Consider the following 2,862-nt stretch of genomic DNA (forward strand, 5'->3'; position numbering starts at 1 on the left):
GGCGGCAGATCCGGATGGTTAAGATGTCGCGTCAATGCACTCTGGGTGTTTCACAAGCGGTTCGAACCGTATTCGATTTTTTGAAGTGCCATCGCGTACACATCGAACGTGTCACTGACAGAACGCGACGAGGGAAGGTGACGGCCCATCCACCGGTTGGCTGAGCGTGATCGATGGTAGGTGTTCGCATCTGCAAACGGGCAGACCGCTGGCGTGAAGGGGCTGTGGCCAGTGTGAACCGGAGCACTTCGTCTTGCTCCCGTGCCAGCACGGCGGGTGGGGTCAACGCATGGCTCTGATCTCGTATGACAAGGCAGCGGCTGCCGCTTTCCAGGCGACCCGGCACTTGGGCGACGACGATCTCGCTGCCTGGCGTGCGGCGATCAGCCGTTACCTCGATCCCCGGCCGGGGGCACGCCTGCTCGACCTCGGCTGCGGCACCGGCAGCTGGGCCCGAGCGTTCCGCACCTGGTGGCCCGACATCGACGTGGTGGCGGTAGAGCCCGCCGCCGCCATGCGCGAGCGTGCCGTGTTCCAGCCCGTCCTGCCCGGAGCCGCCGACGACATACCGTTCGCGGACGCAAGCCTCGACGGGGTGTGGCTGTCGACCGTGGTTCATCACGTTCCCGACCTGATCGCTGCCGCCCGGGAGATCCGCCGGGTGCTCAGGCCTGGTGCCCCGGTTCTGATCCGATCCGCGTTCGCTGGCCGACACGAGGCGATCAGCCTGTTCCACTGGTTCCCCGAGGCGGTCGCGGTGCTCGACCGGTATCCGAGTATTGAGGGCGTCGAGACGGCTTTCGCGGTCGCCGGATTTACCACCGCGTGGTGCGAGCCGGTTCCGCAGGTGACCGCTCGGTCGGTTGCTGAGGCAGCCGCCAGCCTCCAACGCGAGGCTCACACCCCCCTGCGGCTGATCAGTGACGAGGCGTACGCCGCTGGCATCACCCGGCTGCGTGAAGCGGCGAGGACGCAGTCCGGGCCGGTTGTTGACGCACTCGATCTGCTGGTGCTGCGACGTGCCCCATAAGCACATCCGAACGCAGACCCAGGCCACCGTGACGGTGTCGTAGCGACCGGTCCGCGGCCAGGTGTCCGCGCCGATGAATGGAGATGGTGTCGCGCGATGCCCCGACTTCGCTGGCCTGACCTGTGCAACGCCCGAGATCTCGGAGGTATCGCCACGTCCGGCGGCGGGCAGATTCGCGAGCGGTCTTTGGTCCGTACCGATAACCACGGCCGGCTCGAACCAGCCGGCCTCACCGCCATGCGGTCCTACGGCGTCAGCCGGATCATCGACCTTCGCTGGACGTGGGAGGCGCTGAAATATCCGAGCCCGCTGGCGGCCGACGACCGCTATCGGCTGGTCCCTGCTTGCTTCGATCCGACCGGCGACGAGGACATACCGTCGGACAGTTATCGGCTAATGGTAGATGCCAGCAAGGACCGCCTAGCTGCCGCGCTTATTACGATCGCCGAGGCGCCGCCTGGCGCCGTCGTCCTGCATTGTCATGCAGGCCGTGATCGAACAGGTCTGGTAGTGGCACTCGCGCTACGCATCGCCGGCGCCTCCGTGGACACGATCGCCGCCGATTACGCCCTCAGCAAGGGCAGCACCCCCGTCACGATGGTCAACACCCTGAACCACCTGGAAACAGGGTACGGCGGTGTCGCAAATTACCTGATCGATTCTGGTGTCACGCCGGCCCAGCTGGCCGCAGTACAAGCTCGGCTCACATAACAGATGGAAGCTCGCCGGACTAGCTCCGCAAACGGTCGTCGCGCCATGACAGCGGCATGTCAGTGCAGGCCGCCGCCGAACTGGGCAATCCCAGCCGACGCATCCCCGCCGACGCCGTCTATAACGGGCTTCGCCTCGGGCAGGTACCCGCACGGCGCGGTCCCAACGGACGCTGGTGCATCCCCGTGGAATCCGGCCGCCCGGAGATCTACCAGCAGCGGATCGCCGGATCCGTCGGACTTAAAGAGGCGACCGATCCCACGGCGGCGTCCCACCACCAGGCATTGCCAGATTGCCGCAGATAGCGGACCGATCCTGTCCGCCGGGTGTGCCAGGGTGGTGGCCGCAGCAGCGTTTGATTGGAGAACACCGGTGAGCAAGCGCATCCAAGTCACCTTCGACGCTCACGACCCGGCGGCGGTGTCCGCCTTCTGGCGCGACGCCCTCGGCTACGAATACCCCGGGCCGCCCGGCGTCACGCTGGCTCCCGGCGCCGACCCATTGGCCGCGTGGGCGGAGTTTCTCGATCGCGCCGGCGTGCCGGAGGAGGAGCGCAACGGCCGATCGGCCCTCGTGGACCCCGACGGGCAGGGGCCGCGACTGTTCTTCCAGAAGGTACCCGAGGGCAAGGTGGCCAAGAACCGCCTGCACCTCGACATCCGGGCCGCCCCCGGCCTACAGGGCGACGAGCGGTGGGCGGCATTGCTCGCCGAATCCGACCGGCTGGTCAAGCTCGGCGCCACCCGGATGCGGCTCCACGAGCCCACTCCTCCGTTCAACCTCGGCTGCGTCGTGATGACCGACCCGGAAGGCAACGAGTTCTGCCTGGACTGACCAGCGGCGTCGCGGTTCACCTCGCTTCTGCGCCGGCAGGCGGCGGCTTTGGCGCCCCGGCCGGCCATCGCGCCCCTGACGGGCAGCGCGACGCGGGGATGCCCTCGGATAACGACGGCGTCCCGCGAACGAGCGTCGCCGGAGTCAAGCAAGGCGGCGGCAAACGCACGCCAAAGGCGGGGATCTGTCCCAGACACAGTCCGAAGTCACGTCTTCCACATCAAGTCGAACCTCCCATCGACGCCACCACTCAAGGCGTGCGACTCGTGTCGCACTTATCAGCGGCA

The 2,862-nt window shown here is 67.2% G+C and carries 3 protein-coding genes; all 3 read left to right on the forward strand.

What is annotated here, in order from left to right:
* The first annotated feature begins 289 nt into the window (after positions 1-289).
* The 3 genes from Ari01nite_RS49290 to Ari01nite_RS50775 all read left to right on the forward strand — a co-directional run bounded on the left by Ari01nite_RS49290 (position 290) and on the right by Ari01nite_RS50775 (position 2,575).
* A complete protein-coding gene (locus tag Ari01nite_RS49290; protein WP_203791664.1) occupies positions 290-1,030 on the forward strand; it encodes a class I SAM-dependent methyltransferase in 741 nt (246 codons plus the stop codon).
* A gap of 96 nt (positions 1,031-1,126) precedes the next feature.
* The gene (locus Ari01nite_RS49295) at positions 1,127-1,741 is read left to right on the forward strand and encodes a tyrosine-protein phosphatase (RefSeq protein WP_203791666.1); all 615 of its coding nucleotides are present in this window, start codon (positions 1,127-1,129) and stop codon (positions 1,739-1,741) included.
* A 372-nt stretch (positions 1,742-2,113) separates the two neighbouring features.
* The gene (locus tag Ari01nite_RS50775; protein ID WP_239163709.1) at positions 2,114-2,575 is read left to right on the forward strand and encodes a VOC family protein; all 462 of its coding nucleotides are present in this window, start codon (positions 2,114-2,116) and stop codon (positions 2,573-2,575) included.
* Positions 2,576-2,862 lie beyond the last annotated feature (287 nt).

Origin of the sequence: Paractinoplanes rishiriensis (assembly GCF_016862375.1) — a bacterium.
Lineage (GTDB): Bacteria > Actinomycetota > Actinomycetes > Mycobacteriales > Micromonosporaceae > Actinoplanes > Actinoplanes rishiriensis.

Coding starts and splice junctions, on each gene's coding strand:
- Ari01nite_RS49290 (WP_203791664.1), top strand. CDS start 290: ATGGCTCTGATCTCGTATGACAAGGCAGCGGCTGCCGCTTTCCAGGCG.
- Ari01nite_RS49295 (WP_203791666.1), top strand. CDS start 1,127: ATGCCCCGACTTCGCTGGCCTGACCTGTGCAACGCCCGAGATCTCGGA.